The organism is Desulfobotulus pelophilus (genome assembly GCF_026155325.1).
Lineage (GTDB): Bacteria > Desulfobacterota > Desulfobacteria > Desulfobacterales > ASO4-4 > Desulfobotulus > Desulfobotulus pelophilus.
The window spans coordinates 20,585-39,448 of the sequence record NZ_JAPFPW010000004.1; the positions used below are offsets into that span (position 1 = coordinate 20,585).

The following is an 18,864-nucleotide window of genomic DNA, read 5'->3' on the forward strand; positions in this document are numbered from 1 at the left end:
AGGAAGAGAACAGTCTGTATGTTGGGAACCCTTGTTAACGTTGCGGCGATCTGTGCAGGAGGCCTTCTGGGGCTTTTGTTCGGCAAAGGCATTGCTGAACGATATAAGCAGACTGTTATGCAGGCACTGGCTCTGGCCGTGATGCTCATCGGGCTGAAGACGGCCCTTGCCTGCGATGCCATTCTGATCATGATAGGAAGCCTTGTGCTGGGTACCCTTGCAGGAGAGTGGCTGAGGATAGAAGAGAGGCTGGCCGGACTGGGAACGATGCTGGAAAAGAGATTTGCGGGCAGAGGCAGTGAGGGTAGTCTGGCCCAGGCTTTTGTAACCACAAGCCTTATCTTCTGCGTGGGCTCCATGGCCATCGTCGGTTCTCTGGAAAGTGGCCTGACGGGCAATCACCAGACGCTTTTTGCCAAATCCGCGCTGGATGGTGTGGCGTCTGTTATTTTTGCAGCCTCCATGGGCGCAGGCGTGCTGTTGTCGGCTCTGGCAGTACTGGTGTATCAGGGGGGGATTACGCTGGCTGCGGTGGCCATTAAGCCCCTTCTTGTTCCGGAGGTGATTGATCATATGTCCGGTACCGGCGGACTTCTTATTTTCGCCATCGGCCTGAACCTGATGGGGATTACCCGCATCCGGCTGGGTAATATGCTGCCGGCTATTTTTGTACCAATTCTTTTTTATGCCCTATCTCTTCTTGCCGGATAATTCGTTCCTGTTTCGTATCCTGCCATCGCCAGAGAGCGGCCATGAAAGATCCGCTGATGTTGTGCCATATGCTGAAGATGGCACCGGGTAAAGCGGCAAGGGCTGTGAAGTGCTGCATGGCCATGGCCACGCTCAGACCTGAATTTTGCATTCCGACTTCAATGGATACGGTCCGGCTGATGGTAGTATGATATCCCATGAGGGCTGGGATCATGTATCCGAGTCCCATACCGATGGCATTATGCAAAAAGACCATAAAATAAATAATTGTTCCCGCTTCTGCTATCCGCTGGCTGTTCAGGGCAATGATAATGGCAATAATGATGGATATGAGCAGCATGGAAAAGGGCGGGATCAGCGGAACTGTTTTTTGCGTGAGCAAAGGGAGGTATTTTCGTAAGGTCATGCCTGTGGCAATGGGGAGAAGCACGATGATAAGAAGGGAACGCACCATCGACAGAACAGGAACGGTGGTGTCGGTACCGGCAAAAAGTTCGGTGAGCCATGGCATGAGAATGATGGCGGCTATGGTCGAAAATGCCGTCATGCTGACGGAAAGGGCCACATGCCCTCCGGCAAGATAGGCGATGACGTTGGAGGCTGTCCCTCCCGCACTGGCACCCACAAGCACCATGCCCAGCAGAATTTCAGGAGGCTGCTGAAAGGCCAGACTAATGGCATAGGCCGCTGAGGGCATGACAAGAAACTGAAGAGCGGTTCCTGTAAGAATAATTTTTTTATTTTTCCATGCTTCCAGAAAATCTGAGATTTGAAGGGTCATTCCCATGGTTAGCATAATAAGGCCCAGCATGGGAACTACAAGCTTTTTCCCGGGGATGAAGAGGTTCGGGGAAAAAAAAGCAGCAAGAGAGAGGAGCAGGGCTGTCCACGGGAAAAGGGCAGCCCAGAAGAGGGGAGGACGTACCGCAGACAGGGTCAGCATATGTCCGTTCATGGCAGAGTTGTTCCCTTTGTTTTTCCGAAAGACTCCATGGCCCAGCTAACCCTTTCATCAATGTTTCGGTTGTTGCAGGTCAGGGTTTCAATGGCTGTAAGGCGTTGCAGAAGGCCTTCTCCGTTGGTCATTTGAATGGCAAGGCCGGGTCTGGCGTTGAGTTCCAGCATTAAAGGTCCACGATTTCTGTCGAGCACAATATCCGCGCCAATATAGCCCAGCCCTGTCATTTCATAGCACCGGCTGGCAAGGGTAAGCAGATGTTTCCAGTCAGGTATTGTGATGGAGTCCAGCGGTTTTCTTGTGTCGGGGTGCAGCAATACGGGCTTTCCGAACTGCAGGGCTCTTAACCCTTTGCCTGTGGCCATATCCAGACCGACCCCCACAGCTCCCTGATGCAGGTTGGCCTTGCCGTCGGAAGCTTCTGTGGCCAGTCGAAGCATGGCCATGACAGGATAGCCCTGAAAAACAATCACACGAATATCGGGAATTCCCTGATGGGAGTATCCTTCAAACAGGGGATCCATCTGAATGATGTCTTCGATCAGAGCCGTATCTGGTGTGCCACCGAGGGAGTAGAGACCTGCAAGAATATTGGAAATATGTCTTTGTATATCCCGTTCATCGAGACGTCTTCCGGAAGATTTGATAAAGCTGTTACCACGGCTTCCGGAGATGACAAGAATTCCTTTCCCACCGGACCCTTTGGCGGGTTTGATAGCAAAACCCTCACCGTTCTGAAGCTGTTTATTTACATGCCTGACTTCATGCTGGGCACTGACGATGAAGCGCAGGGTGGGCGTGGGTACACCGTAGGCACTGGCAAGCTGCTTGGTTTTGAGTTTGTTGTCCACAAGGGGGTAGTGGCAACGGGGATTGTATCGGGCTACAAAAGCATGATTACGGCGGTTCATGCCTAAAATACCCATGCCTTTTAAAGTAAAGGGTGAAATCCAGCTCATGGTGTCCGGTCTTTCATGGCCGCAAAACGGTGCAGTTCAAAGAGCCTGTAGCCGGTGTACTGACCCAGCAGGAGGATCAGGGCGGCTATGATCAGATTGAGTTCCGGAAAATTAAAGCTTAAATGGGCAATGATGGGTTGACGCATGAAGGCATAGGCGCAGAGTGCCACCACAAGACTGCCCGTTCCCTGTACCATCACTTCCCGCATGCCTTCTTCTTCCCAGAGAATGGACATGCGTTCAATGGTCCAGGCAATGATGATAAGTGGAAAGGCAGTGACAGGCATGCCCGTGTGGAAACCGAGGCGGATGGCCATAAGACTGGCCAGGGTGATGAGGGTGATGACAATGATGACAATGGTGGCAATGCGGGCTACCAGAAGAAGGTTCAGATAAGAAAGATAGCTTCTGAGAAGCAGGCCGGTTCCCACAATGGCCAGAAAATAGATGAGCCCCGGTACCAGCGATGTCTGGAGAAAGGCCATGCCGATGAGTACGGGCATGAAGGTGCCGGATGTGCGTACGCCAATAATAATACGCATGAAAGTGACCACCAGAGCACCCATGGGAATCAGGAGCAGCAGCTTGAAAATACCCTGTTGATCCAGGGGCAGGTGGTGCATGCTTAAAAAGGAAAAACCATTACTGCTGGATTGGATTCTGGCCATTTCAAGGGCCGGAATACTTTGAAAAATCATGGAGAAACTGACCCTTGCTGAACTGCCGCCGGAAAGATCCAGCAGTGACGGGCCGCCCCTGTGCCATACAAGAAAATTTTCCGGTACGCCCTGCTGGCCCGTTACAGGATTGAACAGAATCCACTGATTTCCGGTAAAGACTTCAACCATGGGAACAAGGCTCTGATTTCTTCTGCCGTCTTCCAGAAAAATACCCTGCACCACACGGCTGGGGATTCCTGCTTCTGCCAGAAGGCGGGTCAGAAGGATTTCCTGCCTGTATTCTGTGAGCAGGAGGGCTGCGTTCTGTTCCTTTTCACTGGTGGTAAGAATTTTTATGATCTCCCGGGTAAGGCTTTCCGGTGTGCTGGATGTGGCACCGGCTGTTTCAATGATAGCGAGGGCGGCCGTTGCTTCGGGAGGCTGCCAGTAAACGGTATCGGGGGACGCTGGAGGATCATGGAGTTTTCCCGTTTTTTCCGGATGGCGGGTGAGCTGGATTTTATAGTACAGCGTCTGGCTGCCCTCAGCCGTACGGCGGGACCATTCTGCCCTTCGGTTTTCTTCCTGGCCCACAATGGAGAAACCATACCCCGGAGATGCGGCCTGTTCGTTGAAAATCCGGAATCCGGGTGGCATTTTGGGAATGCTCAGGCTGGCCAGTACGGGGCGCTGGGAGGCCGTAAAGCTCACGCGGGCCTCAATGAGCCAGACACCGGTATCGCTGCCGGGTTTAAAGGGAATCTGCATCTGGTTGTGGCGGAGCCATGCAAGGCTGAGGCCTGTCAGGATAAGAAGGCCGACAATCCAGTAAAGGCTGACTCGGTGCATCAGGGAGTATCCGTTTTGTTTGATGTGGATTCAACGGGGCGCTCTGTCAGGGGGATGGCGTTGGAGATGCCCACATCCACCACCATGACATCTTTCAGAATATTGCGTCCAATGAGTATGGGAAAGCTTAAGTGGCTGCGGTCCGTAAGGGTGAATTCCGCAAGCTGGGTGGTTTCTCCTATGGTAAGGGAAAGCTCGATAACAGCCCGTCGTTCGCTTTCATCCGTGCTGGACTGGAGTATGCGGGCTTTGCGCAGGAGTTTCTGTTCCATGGGAATCATTTCACCGGTTTCAGGATGGGGCATTTCAAAGCGGACCCAGCGGTCTCCGTCCCGTTCAAAACGCTCAATGTTTCTGGCATCCAGAGAAGCCGTTTCCGCTCCTGTATCCATACGGGCCGGAAAAACGAAGCCCGGAGGGGTAATCCGCACTCTTTCCTGAGCACCAACGATTATTTTTTGTGTTGGCAGGGTTTCCGTTGTACGAGGTGGCGGCAGTATGGCCGTTTTTTTTTCTTCTGGAGTATCGCAGGCCTTTGCGGCGTTCAGCCTGGCGGGCAGGTTTTCCAGCAGGCGGTTAGTTCTTGCCTGTTTTTCAAGGATTTCCAGAGTGAGGGGGATAAATTCGCTACAGCCCTGTTGTGTTCGGGCTATCTGCAGAAGGCTGGTAAGCAGATCATTGTTTCGGTTCTGCAGTTCCAGCATGTGGCTGCTCATGAGTGCCTGATCAGACAGACGCCGGTCTACCCGGTCAAGATCGGCTTCCCGTATCAGCATGCTGCCGGAGGTACAGCCGGAGAAAAGAAAAAGGAGCAGTAACAGGCATGCGCCCCCGTGTATTGCCGTGGTTGTATGGGTATTCCTGCGGTCCTTGTCAGGGCAGGCTTTTTTCTTCTGGGAGAGCGAGGGTACGGGCAGCAGAGAGCTGTATGTACGGAAGGAGCCGGACAGAAAATATACCATAAACCAACCTTTTGTATGGGTATTGCTGTGAATCGTATTGGCTTGATGCCCGGATTGTCAGGGGATTTCCAGTATGAGCCCCACGGGGCAGTGGTCCGATCCCATGATATCATTGTCAATGAAAGCATTTTTCAGCCAGCCATTTTCTACGATATTCTGTGAGATAAGGCAAAGGTCAATGCGCCAACCCGCATTGCTCCTTCGGGCATTGGAGCGGTAGGACCACCATGAATACTTCACGGTTTCGGGGTAAAGATGCCGGAAGGTATCCGTCCATCCGTTGGCCATGATACGGTCCAGCCAGTCCCGTTCAATGGGCAGGAATCCGGAACGATCCGCATTGGCTTTGGGATGTTTCAGGTCAATGTCATTGTGGGCAGTATTATAATCTCCGCATACAATGACAGGACGGCCTTGCTTGCGCAGCTGGTCCGCATGAAAGAAAAAGGCTTCATAGAAGCGTAGCTTGTAGTCAAGACGTTCCTCGTTCATCTGTCCGTTGGGAAAATAAACATTGAAGAGGGTGAAATGGTCAAAATCCAGCTGGTTGACACGGCCTTCATCATCAAATTCAGGTACTCCTATATCCGAAGATGTGGCCATGGGCGCAATACGGGAGTAGGTCATGACACCGGAATAGCCTTTTTTTGTCCGGGCATAGCTCCATGTCTGATGGGGATAACCGGTCATCTGAAGCATTTCTGCGCTTCTCTGATCTTCCTGCAACTTGGTTTCCTGCAACATGAGGATGTCTGCATCAAGGGTTTTGACAGATGCTTCAAAATCTTTTTTCCAGATGGCCCGAAGGCCGTTCACGTTCCAGGATACAATGCGGAATGTGCGTCCCACTGTTTCTCCTTATGTTATTTCCTGAGTACCTGTTCAGCACAATTTTTTTTAATAGCTCAAAAGCCTTGAATCAAGTGCACAGACAGCCGGGCCATTTGCTTGTGGCACGAATCCTATTCGCAGGGCTTTATGTCCGAAACATATGGTACCATTACTCACAAACAGCCCGGCTGACTTATGCCAGAATCAAGACGCTAAAATTAAAAGGTAAATTTCTATAATAAAACATGCTGAATAATTGCTTTTCCGGCAGAGAAACACCTTCGGCTACTCATTTTCTTCGTTTCCGGTTTCAGTACAGGATGGACTCATCCACGTCGGCAATACTGGCACAGCCAGTCATCACCATGGCCTGTTTCAGTTCGGTACGCAGCTGCCGGATATAGGCAGAGACGCCTTCGGTTTCTCCGCCACAGGCTGCAATGGAAAAGGGTCTTCCGATGAGCACGGCATCGGCTCCCAGAGCCAGCATTTTCAGTATATCTACGCCACTGCGAATGCCGCCATCCACCAGTACCCGGATTTTTCCGTTTACGGTTTCAACAATTTCAGGAAGAACATCCGCCGTGCCGGGCGTCATATCCAGCACCCGACCGCCATGGTTGGAAACCACAATGGCATCGGCCCCGGCATCCATGGCCAGTTCCGCCTGATCCCCTGTCATGATGCCTTTCAGGATAAAGGGCCTCTGGATATACTTTCTGATTTCCCTGAGCTTTGAAATGGATTTGGGGGAAACGGGCCGGCCCTGCAGTCTCAGGGTAATGAGGCCTGCGGCATCAATGTCCATTCCGATGGCCATCGGATTGCATGCCAGAGCTCTGTCCAGTTTTTCAAAAAGCTCTTTGTCTTCCCATGGTTTAATAAAGGGTATGGCCTGGCCCTTGGCGGCCTCAATGGCCTGAAATCCACACTGGGATATTTCCGGCGGCACGCCATCGCCTGTACACCCGATGAGGCCTTCCTTACAACAACCATCCACAATGGCATGGATGTACGCCGCTTCGGAAACGGCACCTCCCATATTATAGGAAACCCCGCCAATGGGTGCTGCCAGCAAAGGGAAATCCAGGGTTGCCCCAAAGAGTTCTGTCCGGGTATCCGGTTCTGTAATATCGTGGATAAGGCGCATGTTGAGCCGGATGTCAGCAAGGGCTTCACCATTGGCACGGAAGGCTTCACCCGTACCAATACCTCCCATCCCCGGAACGCCGGAAGCGCAGTTTTTGCCGTTGCAGATGGGGCAGACCCGGCAGTAGCCGGTCATCCTTTCCCGTGCCGTATCCCGTATACTTTTCATGGAGAGCCTCCTTGCCGATGATATGAATGGGAGTTTAGGGGAAAACATCAGACAGGATATCTGTTGATGTTACCCTGCACTTTCTGGCCAATATCTGCTATCACTGCTGTGCATAAAAATCAAATTCTCATGAAAGAGATGTGGAGTCTCTCCGGATCCTATTCTTTGTGCAGAACAGGATACCTGCTTGAGGCAGGAGGGCTTTTCGGTTACAAGGGATAGGGAAGGTATAAGGAAATCAGAGTTCTCTATTCCTCCTGACGGAGAACAAAATCAGGTGGGCAGAGGATGGACAGCAACCTTTGGGAATATGGGACGAAACGTGCTGATCTTTACGAAAAAACAGCTGTACAGAAGTATGGACAAGGCCTTTGACCAGGTTAAGCATGGTATATACAGGAGGCTGGCGGAACGTTACGGGGAGGAGATGGACAGGGAAAGGGCTGGGCTGATGGCCGCTGCCGTTACCAACCGGCTTTTTTCACTGCCTCCGGCAAGCAGTGACGGGGTTCGTTTTCTGGAAGAAAACAGTGGAAAAGTCCGAAAGGCGGCCGAAGCCCTTAAGGGAGATCAAGAGATTCTCCATGCCGTAACCATGGCTCTCCGGCAGCGGCAGAAGCTGTTATTTACACTGATAGATACGGGAAAGGCCTCCGGTTCTGCCATTAACAGGCCTCTGGATAACCTCATGAAGATGGGGCTGATGGCTGAGGTGAAAGAGCTTTCTGAGCCAAAGGCTTTTTTGAAGTTTGCCCGTAAATTTCTGCAGAAGAGTTCCTGAATGTCCGATAATCAAAAAGAGTCTTTGCCCCTGTCCGTAGACCATAAGGAGCTGCCATGATGAATCCGGAAGCCGTATATCATTACACTACGGGAAAAGCCCTCGGGGATATCCTGCAGGCAGCTTGCATCCGGACATCCCCTTCCTTTTCCCATTCCATGGAAAAAGCCGTGGTCTGGTGTTCTGTCCGTGAAGACTGGGAACCCAGTGCTGCCTGTATTCATGCGCTGCCCGATGGCAGGGTTGTGCGGCGCAGCCGGGAGGAGATTCGCAGGGCTGAAGGGGGGCTGGGGCGCATCCGTATTGCTTCTGGGGCCAGATTGTTCACCTGGGAGCAATATAAACGAATCAGCAAAATTTCTAACCGTCACCTCCGGATACTTTCCCGTTTTGCCGAAGACTGCGGAGCGGATACACGGCAGTGGCGGGTCTGTTTCAACCCGATTCCAGCCGCCCTCTGGGAAACTGTGGAGATGCAGCACCCTGAAAGCGGAAACTGGATTGACCATCCCGTTCAGAAAAAAGCTGTGTTGGCGGCAACGCTGCGCGAAGTCAGGGCACATATTCCTTTCCTGTCATTTTCTCAGCGAAGAGAGCTTCATTCCCATCTGAAACGCCTTATGGCGACCTGTTTTACCTGAACGTTCCGGATGGCAGGCAGGATAGGGGAGGAACCTATGGGTAACCCGGCCGGTTTGTAGGGACAGGAGATTGGGAATGGTGTATGATTTGAAGGTGATGTCCCTTTGGGAGGCGATATGACCGGGAAAAATGTTCTGCGGATTATTGTCTGTCTGTCTGTCATGGCTGTTGGAGGTGGAGTGACGGCAGCCTCCGTGGAGGAGCCACCGGACACGATCCCTGCGAAAGACCATGTGCGGGTAACCATGGAAGTGGAAGCTGTTCTGGGACAGCTTGTGGCAGCTTATCGTGCCGGTTCCGTTTCAGAGTTTTTCGGGCTGGTTTCCGAAGCCCATTTTCGTCAGAGTCCTTCGATTTTCCGGGATGCCCTTCAGAGTGATTCCCGGCAGTATATGATTCACCATGTGGATTACTGGCCGGAGCGTGTGGTGTCGGACCATACACGCCATTTTCTTTTTGTTCGGTGGGAAAAACGTTTTGAGTTGTTGGGCAGCGGGGGAGTTCAGACCGTCCGGGGATATTCCCGTTTCCTTTTTGAAGAGCGTGACGGGCAGTATTTTCTTGTGGAACTGGCCGGAAACGGTCTTTTTGGATCCAGCCTTCCTGAATGGGAAGATAGTTTGCCGAAAATTCCGGGTCAGGAGGCAGGGCCCTCTTTCCCTTAAACAATTTTATCAAATCCTTTGTTTTTGTTCAGCACATTTTCTTCTCCCCCGATCCTGCCATGCTGTGCAGACTTCCCGGCTGTTGTGAGACCATGATCAGGCCGGATGTCTGAGTAAAGGGAGGCGCAAGTTTTGTAACTGTGAACTTCCATTCCCAATGGGGCATCATTTCGGCAGGTATGGGTAAGGAATCCGCACAACGGCCTGAGGGCAGAAAGGAGCCGCTATGTCAGCCATGGGACCCATCTCAGTGATGGTGATGCTGATCGGCAGCTTCTGTTTCCTGCCAGCATGGGCAGCCATGGAAAAGGAGCCTTCTTCCGATTGGCATATCAGCGGTAGCTCTGAGACCGGTTTCCAATGGCGCGATTCCAATGACCCCGATGCGGATCATTCTTCCGGCAGTTATTTTTTTCAGGAAATATCCCTTTCAGCAGTCCGGGAAAAAATGGATGGCAGTCGTGGGTTCCGTTTCAGAGGAAGAAGTACCAATGACAGCCAGATAGATGATGAGGATTTTCGTTTACTCTATATCAATGGCTTTGCCCGGAAGGGAGAGGCGCATATAGAGATCGGAGATGTGGCGGCTGCCTATAATCCCATGGTTCTGTCCGCTTCCGTAAAGGGAGCCAAGCTGGAATACGGTCGCCACCGGGAATATGGATGGCGCCTGAGCAGTATTGCTGGTGTGGATAAAGACCATTGGGATGACCTGTATGGGTCAAAAGACCCGGATCCTGTGGATCGTTATCTGGCTGGTCTGGAGACGAGACTGATGCTGGGAGGAGGTCAGGAGATTGCTTTTTCCGCATCCGGTGTGCGGGATTCACTGAATGCGGATGCTATTCCCCTGGATCCTAAAAAAGAAACTGTGCCTGTCAAGGCTTTGACAACAGGCGTTCAGTGGGACTGGCGATTCAATAATTACCTGAGAACACGGGGAGAAGGTGCCTTCAGCCGTTCTTCTGAAGACACACGGGAAACCGGTAAACTCCGTGAATCCGGTGCTGTCAGAATTCGTCTGCTCACCGTTCCGGTTCCCCAGACGCTGAATGTCAACCTGTTGTATGAAAGAATTGAGCCGGATTTTATTTCTCCGGCGGGATCGGCCGTACGGGACAGAGAGCGGTTGGAAAGTGATACCAGCCTCACCATTTCGCCTGCCCTGAAGGCAAGATTTCTTTTTCAAACCTACCATGACAATCTGAATAGGGAGCTTTCCGAAACCTTTGAGGTGAATGACGGAACACTGGATCTGCACTGGCAGCCGGGATGGATGAGTCAGGGAAAGATTTTGTTGAGTACACGCCATAAACAGAGCCGGGGACGGGGCAGAGATCAGGATCTTCGTATGGGGGAGATTCGGAACGAATACAAAACAGAGTCTGGCTGGAAGTATGGGCTTGGGTGGACGGTTACGGATATCAAGGCAGGTTCTGACCGTTCAAAGGAGCAGCAGATCCATACACTGATGGGACTGTACGGGCTGGACAGAGAACTGGCCAATGATCACGTCTGGCGTTCAACCCTGCGGCTGGATGCCAATTTTATGGATAAGGAAGAAGGCGGAGAGACAGCCTTGGGCGGGCGCTTGGATTTGGGGTATGAGGCGGGCAAACACTGGTCGGCTGGTCTGGGTGCCTCCACACGCCGGGTTTACGTGGATCATGCGGAAGACAGTGAATATCGTTCCTATGAACTGAGGGGACATTACCACCCCGGTGGAAATCGGGCCAGGGCCATCCGTTTTTCGGCGGGTATGCGGGAGTTTGAAAATAAAAAGGGACTGCCCGTTCGTGAACACGTAACAAAAGTTGCTTACCACATGGGTTTTTAAGTCTGGCCCTTCCGTGTAAAAGGGAAGGCACAGAGGTTGAACGGCTGTGCCTTTTTCATTCGGGTGTGGGCTTGGGCCTGCCCTTTCCTTTCACAGGCAAATACGGCTCTAGTTCCCGTAGGTTTCTGCAAGGTAATGGATGAGGTTGTTGCGTTCATTGTCCGTAAGCATTACCCCTTTTTGTTCCATCCGTCTCACCGTTCGTTCCCATCCGTTTCTGTCCTTTTTTGAACGGGTAATTTTGCTTGCCCCATGGCAGGAAGTGCACCGGTTCTGGAGCAGGCTTTCTCCTTCCGTCAACGCATGGGAAGATGCGGCAGGAGAAGAGAGGGCAAGGGGAAAGGCCATGGCAACAGTCAGGACAAAGGAAAGAAACAAGGTTTTTTTCTTTTTCATAATGAATTTCCTTTCAGATAGTGCTCAAGCTGGTTAAGGCCTTCTTTTCTGGAAACCAGAGGTGCATAACCCGTGTCCCGGCAGAGATCTTCAATGTCAAACCAGTGGGCTGTGCTGAGTTCTTTAACGGTGAAGTCCGTTAGCATGGGTTCGCCGGGAAGATGGAAGAAAGTATAGAATTTTTCAAGGAAAATTGCCAATCCCCTGGCAAGTTTCAGGGGTACCTGCCTTGATACGGGAGGTTTTCCTCCGGCGGCAAGGATGGCATCCACCATGTCCCAGAGGGGAACGGGATCTTTATCGGAAACAAAATAAATTTTACCGGAAAGTTCAGGCCTGGCGGCAAGGGCCGTATCCGCAAGGATGTGGGCGTGGGCTGCGTTATCAATATAGACGGTATCAATGAGGGGATTTCTGCTGCCGATGCGGGCCAGTTTTTTTGAGCGGGCAAGGATTCTCGGTACAAGGTGGTTGTCACCCGGTCCCCAGATCAGGTGGGGTCTCAGTATGATGCAGGAAAGCCCCTCTCCTGCGGCTTTGCTTACATTTTTTTCCGCTTCCGCCTTGGTTTTCGGATAGGCGGCACCGTAGGTCTCCGGGTAGGGATGTCCTGCACCCACTCCTTCCATGTCACTACCGTCAAAGATTACCGAAGGCGAGCTGCTGTGGATGAGGCGACAGCCTTCGGATCTGCATGCGGTAAGGACATTTTCCGTTCCTTCCACATTGATGCTGCGGTAATTTTCTTCCGGCCCCCAGACACCGGCCAGAGCTGCCGTATGAAAGACGGTTTCAACGCCTTTGACCGCCTGCATGACCTGCTCTTTGTCCCGGATATCTGCCTGAATCCAGGAAAGGTTTTCCTTTTTTCCCGGTATACCTGTCTGTCCTCTGGCCAGAATCCGGACGTTCCATCCGGTATCAAGGAGTTTTCGGGTGATGGCTGAACCAAGAAAGCCGTTGCCGCCCGTTACCAGTGCTTTGTTCTTTTCCACGTATTCTCCGTAATTTTGAAACACATTTCATCTCCTCCCACAGGAAGAGGAGCGTGGATGGAAGTTTTTCTGGTTGTTGACAGATTCTCTATGGCTTCAAATATCAGTCCATATCAAATACCCGGAACCCTTTATTACCGAAACAAGAAATCACATGCTGTGAAATCTTTGCCTCCGGGTATTCCTTTTTCAGCCCTTCCACATAGCCTGCCATCTGCTCCGTGTCTTTAGGAATCAGGGTAAAATTTTTACTATAGGTAAGGATTTTTTGAAAGGCCGCGATGGGAAAATACTTGAATGCCATGACCCTGCGGATGCCCGTACAACACTCAGTGAATTTGCCAACAAACTCAAGATCTGTTCTGCCTTTGGGGCTGGATCTTTCCACATTTCAGGTGTGAGCATGGGCAGAAAAGAGATGCTTTTTTTGTGAATAGGGATGTGAGCGGCTACAAAGGCATCCTGTGTAGCCATTTTCTGTTACAAACTCATCCCGTAAGATTTTCAGGCGTGTGTACCGAAAGTCGCCGTAAGGCCCCTGGCTTTAGTCATGGGGAGGTTCAGCGAAAGCCGCTTTATATTCCCATGGCTTTCGCCATGGGGAAGATCCGGCTCATTTGATTGCTCCGGCCATTTTTTTCTGTGCCCATACGGCCAGCTTTTCCCTGTAGATTTTGGCATTGTGGCGGATATCCACGGGGAATTCCCGATGGAAGAGAAGCTGGCGGATGCCCGATGTATGGTCAAAGGCGCCTGCCAGCTGCAGCAGTTCGCTGCGGAGTTCGCTTCTTTCTTCTTTACTTATTTTATCGGGGCTTTCTATGATAATAACCGGTGTTTGTGCCCTGTCTGGGCCGATGCCCACCAGAGCACTCCGCCGGACTCGTTTATGGGTATTGAAAATGGCCTCACAGGGAAGGGTATAGAGTTCACCTTCTTTTGTGCATACTCTGTGGGATTTTCTGCCACAGAACCAGAATCTACCGGAGTTATCCTTCCATGCCAGATCCCCCATACGATGCCAGAAGCCTTTTCCGTCCTTGATCTTTGACAGTTTGTTCGCTTCTGGATTGTCGAAGTAGCCGGATGTCACCATGGGACCTCTGGCTATGATCTCTCCTATCTCACCTTCGGGTAGTTCTTCGGCGTCGTCCATGGTGTCTATGGGCTCATCACTGATGCGTATGATGGATATGTCCACCCCTTTCAGGGGGCGTCCCACACAGATCCCCATGCCCTGATCCGTAAAAGACCGGGTTTCGGACAGAATTTCTCCGGCATGGATGCTCATAAGGGGTACGGCTTCCGTTGCTCCGTAGGGTGTGTGTATGATGGCCGGATTGCCCGTTACCGGTACAAAGGATTGCAGAATATCCGGCCTCACCGGCGCTCCTGCAGAAACTACCCTTTTGAGGCTGGGCAGGCGGATTCCTTCCCGGCTTCCGTAACGGCCCAGACGATCCAGAAGGGCAGGAGAGCAGAACATGGTGGTGATGCCGTGGTGGGCGATGGCTTCCAGTATGGGCCGCGGGTTCGCCTTGCCCGGTTTTGTTGGGTCCATTTCCGGTATGAAAGCTGTCATGCCAAGTGCCGGATCAAAAAGGGCGAAAAGGGGAAAGGTGGGAAGATCCCGGTCGTCTTCCTCTATCTGAAAATGATCCCGTATGGCCTGAATCTGGGCATGAAAGGTACCATGGCTGTAGACCACGCCTTTGGCCGGTCCCGTACTTCCTGTGGTGAACAGGATGGCAGCCGTATCTTCCGGTTCACGAAGGGCTGTTTCAAATCCCGTTGGATCTGTTTGGAGCAGTTTCTGTAAGGGGGTTATGCCGGGAAGGGGAAGGGATCGGGTACAGACTTTATAGCGGATCCCGGAAAAAGCTCTGGGGAAGAGGCTGCGGAAAAGATGGGCCTTGGGAATCCCAACCAGAGCTTCGGCCCGGGTGGAGGCAAGGCAGTCTGCCATGCGGTTCAGACCCATGCCCGGGTCCACTACCACGGGGACGGCACCGGTTTTGAAAAGGGCAAAGGTGAGGATGAAAAAATCCATGCCCGGTGGAACCATGAGTACGGTTCGGGTCCCGGAAACAATCCCTCTGGCCTGCAGTCCGGCAGCCACTTTCGTACTTAAGGCTTCCAGCTGGGCAAAGGTGAGCTGGGTCGTTCGGATCCGTCCGAGGGAGTCTTTGCCTGATGGCATGACTACAGCCCGCTTCCAGGGTGTTTTTTCCGCATTTTTTGTGAGGAGATTGGCTATGTTGGCATTTTCCATGGTTCAACCTTACCGGTTTCGTGTCGTAAGAATTTATTTCATCCATGGCATCCGGCTGAGCACGCGCTGGGCCATGGAAGGTCGGGGAGCGAAGGGGTCAGGATCCAGTCGTATGGTCTGGCTGCGGGAAAGGGCAAGAGTTGTCCGGAGGTCGGAAGAGATGGCATCTGCTTCGGTCCGGATGGCATCGCGGCCTTTTTCGGCATTGACAAGACGGGTGACATACAGGGCCTGAAGAGCGGTACCTGCACGGGATATGCTTGTTTCCACTTCCCGGCGGAGGCTTTCCCATTCCCGCATTTCTGACTGGGGAATGCGCCTCTGGTCGGGAAAGCGCTGGGCGATGGCTTCAATTCTATTCATTTCCTTTCCGATGAGAGCCAGTTCCGCATTGAGTCCCCTCAGGGCTTCATAGCTTTGCGGAATATGCTCCCAGATGAAGAAAAGAAAGGCATCTTCAAAGGCAAGGTGCTCCATGATGTGGGCAGGATAAACGGGAGCTTTTTCTTCCTTTTCCGGTTGGAGAAAAGAGAGAAGGGCAAAGGCTCCGGCAATGGCCGCCATGCCTGCCAGAACCGCCACCAGAAGAATTTTTTTTCGTGATCTGGGTGGTGGGGGCGGAGGTGGCGGTGGTTCCGGCTCGTTTTTTCTGCCTTTTTTTTTATGGGCCGACTTTGTAGGGACTTTTTCTTTTTTTTCCAATGGATTCCCTTTTTACTGTCCGGTGCGCAGTGGCAGAAACTTATTCAGAAGATGGGATAAGTGTACCCTGAATTCTTTTTCGTTTCAAATGGCATCCTGTCATTCCGGATGAACTGTACGGATTGTATGAAAGCAGAGGGAGCCTTTCCCGGTCAGTTTTTTTGCTCCAGAAAGGCACGCAGCAGGATCATGCAGCGTTCCCTCTCATCTTCAAAAAGATAATGACCGGCATTGGGAAAACTGTGGCAGGCTGCATCCGGGAAACAATGCTGCCAGCGGTCCCGGTAGTCCGTGTCAAAAACAAAGTCTTTTTCTCCCCATAGAATGATTTTGGGCAGAGGGGTGAGGATGGAAAGATTTTTTTCTGCCCAGGCAACGGCTTCATAACTCCGGTCGCCGGGAGTGAGGGGAATATCCTGTACAAAGGCCAGCTGGGCTCGGCGGTGCACAGGACGGCGATAGGGGAAAAGATAGCCTTCCTGAACGGTAGAAGAAAGTTTTCTTACGGAACAGAAGAGCAGGGCGCATTTGGAAAAAAGATTCATGCCCAGAATGGCAGGGACGGCAAGGGGGCGGACATCTCTGGCAAGCCGGATGCGAAGGGGAAGCTGTTTTTCTGCCGGTTGCAGGAATCCTGCCGTATTGGTGATGACAAAACTTTTGATCCGTTCCGGTCTGCGCAGGGCCAGAAGGGTGCCGATCATGCCGCCCCAGTCGTGAACAATGAGGTGAACGGGTTCTTCCGGAGCTACGGCATCCAGAAACGTTTCCGTGTCCCGTACCCGCTGCATAAGAGAGTGCTCATGATCTTCCGGATGGGGTTTATCGGAAAGACCCATGCCGATGTGGTCCGGTACCAGTACCCGGTACATCGGAGAGAGGGTTTGCACCACATGTCTGTAATAGAAACTCCATGTGGGATTACCGTGCAGGCAGAGGACAACGGGCCCGCTGCCTTCATCAATGTAATGCATGGAAAATCCGTTGACAGAGACGGCCCGGGACCGGAAGGGATAGATTCTTTTGAGTTCATGGGACATTGTCTGCATGGACAGATCCTTTTATCAGAGGAGGTTTACGCTGTGTTCCCGGTCGGGGTCTGAAATTACCAGTCCAACGCCAGCATGAGGCAGTTGAGGCCGGAGCCGATCCCGAAGAACCCCACCCTGTGACCTTTTAGTATAAAACCCTGTTCGGCGGCAACGGCAGCGGTAAGGGGCAGGGAAACGGTACCCATGTTTCCCAGCAGAGGAAAGGTGGGATAATCCTTTTCAAGGGGGATACCCAGAGAGGAAAGTACCCTTTGGCGGTGGGGTGCTCCCACCTGATGGCACACAATGCGGTCCAGTTCTTCCCTTGTCATGGAAAGTTCCCTGAGAAAGGCTGTAAAGGTGCTGATGCCCAGATGCACGCCGTGGTGCAGAACGGCTGCCGCATCCGTTCGCATGCGCATGGGGGCGGATGCCGGTATACCCGTATCCGGTCCCCACACGCAGAGATCGTGGCAGGCTGCATTGTTGCGCAGTACGCCGCCCAGAAGGCTGTGACCGGGTAGTGAGTCCTTGCGGGAGAGAACCATGGCCGCAGCGCCGGAACCACCGGTCAGGGTGGCAATGCCTTTGGTGAAAACATCCATGGTGGGTGTGGCCAGCATGGTATCCATGGTGATATCCATAATTTGGCGTGAGGATTCACAGGCAACGACCATGCCGTTTCGGATACGGCCGGACTCAATGGCATCGGCTATAAGAAGGAGGCCGTTGATCATGCCGAGGCAGGCATTAGAGAGATCAAACATATGGGCATGGTCTGGCAGGCCGAGGCCATGGGCAACGGAACAGGCCGTTGCCGGTTCCAGATTTTCCCGGCAGACGGCGGCGTAAATCAGCATGTCCACATCCTGTGCTGGGATTCCAGCCGATTCCAGAGACTTCTGCCCTGCAGCAATGGCTCCGCGGGAAAGGGGTTCTCCCGGCTCCCATTGCCTCCGCTCCCTGACGCCCGTAAGGGCTTCCAGTTGGCCGCTACGGAGCCTCAGCCTGCTGTAAAGGGGCGCAAGGCGTTCTTCAATTTCTTTCGATGTAACAACCCGGGACGGCAGTTCATAGGCAATGGAACGGATGACAACGGAACTGTAAAGCAAGGGAAACCTCTATGGATGCGGAATGCGGAAGTGGACAGGCCGTCGGAAGAACCCGTACAGAAGGAGTCAGAGTCTGTCCGGAAAACAAGCCTGAAACTGTAACCTGAAAAATGCATATACCGTCTGGGCCTTATTTTAGCAAGCAAGGTGGACTGAATGGGCGTAAAAAGAAGCCGTATCAGGTTTTTGGCTGTTTTTCCTGCTCAGTTGCTCCGTAGCCATTGTCAGGGCATTTCTTGTATCTTGCAGGAATGGTTTAGCCTGGTATAGCTTGCGGATGTGATTCTTGGTAGGTACAGTTTTTTTCTGACGGAGAAATTTCTTGAGGAAAGGGTTGAATGATGAAAAAAACAGGAATCTGGATGATGGCTCTGCTGATGGCTGGGGTTCTGCGGGCCGGAGCGGCGGAAAATATGATTGTCATGAGCACGACTACCAGCACTCAGGCGTCGGGACTTCTGGATGTACTGCTGCCCGCTTTTCTGGAGGATACGGGCATCCATGTCCGGGTCATGGCCAAGGGAACGGGTGCGGCCCTCAGGGACGGCATGGATGGTAATGCGGATATTCTTTTTGTCCATGACAGGGCAAGGGAGGACCGTTTTGTGGCAGAAGGCTACGGAACCCGCCGTTACGGGGTGATGTACAACGATTTTATCCTTGTGGGGCCGGAAAAAGATACCATTTGCAGACAGGCGGACAGTATTGTGAAGGCCATGGAAGGTATTGCGCAGGCCAGACAACCCTTTGTATCCAGAGGAGATGACAGTGGCACCCATGCCCGTGAAAAGGCTTTGTGGCAGGAAAGCTCTGTCCCCCTGCTGCCTGACGGTACTCCGGAGCAGGGCCGCAGCTGGTATTATTCCATTGGGCAGGGTATGGGCGAGGCCTTGATGTTTGCTCAGGAAAAGGAAGGATATGTGCTCAGCGACCGTGGGACCTATCTCCAGTATGCATTCGGTCGTAAGGAAGGTTATGATCTGACCATCGTTTATGAAGGGGATGAAAAACTGAAAAATTCCTATGGAGTGATTCCCGTTAATCCGGAGAGATTCCCCCATGTTCGTTGGAATCATGCCGATACTTTTGCCCGCTGGTTGGTATCGGACCGTGGGCAGGCGGTGATAGGCGGTTATCAGCTCCATGGTCAGCCCCTCTTTTTTCCGGATGCAAAACAGCAGTGA

19 protein-coding genes are annotated in these 18,864 nt (G+C 52.4%); 6 read left to right on the top strand and 13 right to left on the bottom strand.

Annotated features, from left to right (window positions below; all coding sequences use genetic code 11):
* The first annotated feature begins 18 nt into the window (after positions 1 to 18).
* Positions 19 to 711: a DUF554 domain-containing protein gene (locus tag OOT00_RS04870; protein ID WP_265424187.1), complete on the top strand. Its 693-nt coding sequence runs from the start codon at positions 19 to 21 to the stop codon at positions 709 to 711.
* Here OOT00_RS04870 and OOT00_RS04875 read toward each other — a convergent pair.
* The 6 genes from OOT00_RS04875 to OOT00_RS04900 form a co-directional block, all read right to left on the bottom strand.
* Positions 662 to 1,666: a bile acid:sodium symporter family protein gene (locus OOT00_RS04875; protein ID WP_265424188.1), complete on the bottom strand. Its 1,005-nt coding sequence runs from the start codon at positions 1,664 to 1,666 to the stop codon at positions 662 to 664. The two genes, OOT00_RS04870 and OOT00_RS04875, sit on opposite strands and share 50 nt — an antisense overlap.
* Positions 1,663 to 2,628 (bottom strand): alpha-L-glutamate ligase-like protein, encoded by a 966-nt coding sequence (locus OOT00_RS04880; RefSeq protein WP_265424189.1) that lies wholly within the window; start codon positions 2,626 to 2,628, stop codon positions 1,663 to 1,665. The genes OOT00_RS04875 and OOT00_RS04880 overlap by 4 nt, the downstream gene beginning before the upstream one ends.
* Positions 2,625 to 4,136: a UUP1 family membrane protein gene (locus tag OOT00_RS04885; RefSeq protein WP_265424190.1), complete on the bottom strand. Its 1,512-nt coding sequence runs from the start codon at positions 4,134 to 4,136 to the stop codon at positions 2,625 to 2,627. Before OOT00_RS04885 ends, OOT00_RS04880 begins: the two co-directional genes overlap by 4 nt.
* The gene (locus OOT00_RS04890; protein ID WP_265424191.1) at positions 4,136 to 5,098 is read right to left on the bottom strand and encodes an ATP-dependent zinc protease family protein; all 963 of its coding nucleotides are present in this window, start codon (positions 5,096 to 5,098) and stop codon (positions 4,136 to 4,138) included. The genes OOT00_RS04885 and OOT00_RS04890 overlap by 1 nt, the downstream gene beginning before the upstream one ends.
* A 57-nt stretch (positions 5,099 to 5,155) precedes the next feature.
* The gene (locus OOT00_RS04895; protein ID WP_265424192.1) at positions 5,156 to 5,947 is read right to left on the bottom strand and encodes an exodeoxyribonuclease III; all 792 of its coding nucleotides are present in this window, start codon (positions 5,945 to 5,947) and stop codon (positions 5,156 to 5,158) included.
* Between the two features lie 292 nt (positions 5,948 to 6,239).
* The gene (locus tag OOT00_RS04900) at positions 6,240 to 7,247 is read right to left on the bottom strand and encodes an alpha-hydroxy-acid oxidizing protein (protein WP_265424193.1); all 1,008 of its coding nucleotides are present in this window, start codon (positions 7,245 to 7,247) and stop codon (positions 6,240 to 6,242) included.
* A 310-nt stretch (positions 7,248 to 7,557) separates the two neighbouring features.
* On the opposite strand from OOT00_RS04900, the gene OOT00_RS04905 reads away from it, so the two are divergent.
* From OOT00_RS04905 to OOT00_RS04920, 4 genes are all read left to right on the top strand, one after another.
* A complete protein-coding gene (locus tag OOT00_RS04905; protein ID WP_265424194.1) occupies positions 7,558 to 8,028 on the top strand; it encodes a cytochrome P450 family protein in 471 nt (156 codons plus the stop codon).
* A gap of 56 nt (positions 8,029 to 8,084) precedes the next feature.
* Positions 8,085 to 8,669 carry a hypothetical protein gene (locus OOT00_RS04910; RefSeq protein WP_265424195.1) on the top strand — a complete coding sequence of 195 codons (585 nt, stop codon included), beginning with the start codon at positions 8,085 to 8,087 and terminating at the stop codon, positions 8,667 to 8,669.
* Positions 8,670 to 8,786: 117 nt separating this feature from the next.
* On the top strand, positions 8,787 to 9,335 hold the full coding sequence (locus tag OOT00_RS04915) for a hypothetical protein (RefSeq protein ID WP_265424196.1): 549 nt from the start codon (positions 8,787 to 8,789) through the stop codon (positions 9,333 to 9,335).
* 235 nt (positions 9,336 to 9,570) lie between these two features.
* Entirely contained in the window at positions 9,571 to 11,172 is a 1,602-nt protein-coding gene (locus OOT00_RS04920; protein ID WP_265424197.1) for a hypothetical protein, read from the top strand.
* A 108-nt stretch (positions 11,173 to 11,280) separates the two neighbouring features.
* Here OOT00_RS04920 and OOT00_RS04925 read toward each other — a convergent pair whose 3' ends face one another.
* The 7 genes from OOT00_RS04925 to OOT00_RS04955 all read right to left on the bottom strand — a co-directional run bounded on the left by OOT00_RS04925 (position 11,281) and on the right by OOT00_RS04955 (position 17,680).
* Positions 11,281 to 11,568 (bottom strand): hypothetical protein, encoded by a 288-nt coding sequence (locus tag OOT00_RS04925; RefSeq protein WP_265424198.1) that lies wholly within the window; start codon positions 11,566 to 11,568, stop codon positions 11,281 to 11,283.
* On the bottom strand, positions 11,565 to 12,563 hold the full coding sequence (locus OOT00_RS04930) for an NAD-dependent epimerase/dehydratase family protein (RefSeq protein ID WP_265424199.1): 999 nt from the start codon (positions 12,561 to 12,563) through the stop codon (positions 11,565 to 11,567). Before OOT00_RS04930 ends, OOT00_RS04925 begins: the two co-directional genes overlap by 4 nt.
* 103 nt (positions 12,564 to 12,666) lie before the next feature.
* Complete coding sequence (locus tag OOT00_RS04935; RefSeq protein WP_368407577.1) at positions 12,667 to 12,867, bottom strand: hypothetical protein; 201 nt, start codon at positions 12,865 to 12,867, stop codon at positions 12,667 to 12,669.
* 309 nt (positions 12,868 to 13,176) lie between these two features.
* Positions 13,177 to 14,835: a fatty acid CoA ligase family protein gene (locus OOT00_RS04940; protein WP_265424201.1), complete on the bottom strand. Its 1,659-nt coding sequence runs from the start codon at positions 14,833 to 14,835 to the stop codon at positions 13,177 to 13,179.
* Positions 14,836 to 14,868: 33 nt separating this feature from the next.
* Positions 14,869 to 15,537 carry a hypothetical protein gene (locus OOT00_RS04945; protein WP_265424202.1) on the bottom strand — a complete coding sequence of 223 codons (669 nt, stop codon included), beginning with the start codon at positions 15,535 to 15,537 and terminating at the stop codon, positions 14,869 to 14,871.
* Positions 15,538 to 15,689: 152 nt separating this feature from the next.
* The gene (locus tag OOT00_RS04950) at positions 15,690 to 16,586 is read right to left on the bottom strand and encodes an alpha/beta fold hydrolase (protein WP_265424203.1); all 897 of its coding nucleotides are present in this window, start codon (positions 16,584 to 16,586) and stop codon (positions 15,690 to 15,692) included.
* Positions 16,587 to 16,642: 56 nt separating this feature from the next.
* Positions 16,643 to 17,680: a 3-oxoacyl-ACP synthase III gene (locus tag OOT00_RS04955; protein WP_265424204.1), complete on the bottom strand. Its 1,038-nt coding sequence runs from the start codon at positions 17,678 to 17,680 to the stop codon at positions 16,643 to 16,645.
* Positions 17,681 to 18,018: 338 nt separating this feature from the next.
* Here OOT00_RS04955 and OOT00_RS04960 point away from each other — a divergent pair, with 338 nt between their 5' ends.
* Complete coding sequence (locus OOT00_RS04960) at positions 18,019 to 18,864, top strand: ABC transporter substrate-binding protein (RefSeq protein WP_265424205.1); 846 nt, start codon at positions 18,019 to 18,021, stop codon at positions 18,862 to 18,864.